General features: G+C 55.6%; 2 pseudogenes. One reads left to right on the top strand and one right to left on the bottom strand.

Going from position 1 to position 250, the window contains the following annotated elements:
- A pseudogene (locus C5748_RS27675) lies at nucleotides 1–103 on the top strand (IS5/IS1182 family transposase); the annotation flags it as partial.
- Nucleotides 104–119: 16 nt separating this feature from the next.
- Here the strand turns inward: C5748_RS27675 and C5748_RS27670 are convergent.
- Nucleotides 120–250 (bottom strand): annotated as a pseudogene (locus C5748_RS27670) (IS630 family transposase); the annotation flags it as partial.

Raw genomic sequence — 250 nt, 5'->3', positions numbered from 1 at the left:
CAAGCTCAAGGACTGGCGACGCATCGCCACCCGCTACGACCGATGCGCCCACACCTTCTTCTCGGCAATCTGCATCGCCGCTGCCGTCATCTTCTGGCTTTGATCAATGAGTCCGGACCCTAGTCACCTGAATCTGAAGTTCGTCTCATTGTCTTCTGGCAGAAGCGCTTGACCGATGCGAGGATTTGGTCTGCGGATTTGACCCACCTGTAAGGGGTAGGGCTTTCGTTGTGGGCTTTGATAAAGGCGT

This window comes from Phyllobacterium phragmitis (genome assembly GCF_002980495.1).
Lineage (GTDB): Bacteria > Pseudomonadota > Alphaproteobacteria > Rhizobiales > Rhizobiaceae > Paramesorhizobium > Paramesorhizobium phragmitis.
The sequence above is the reverse complement of the archived record's forward strand: the minus strand, read 5'-3'. Positions and strand labels throughout refer to the sequence as shown.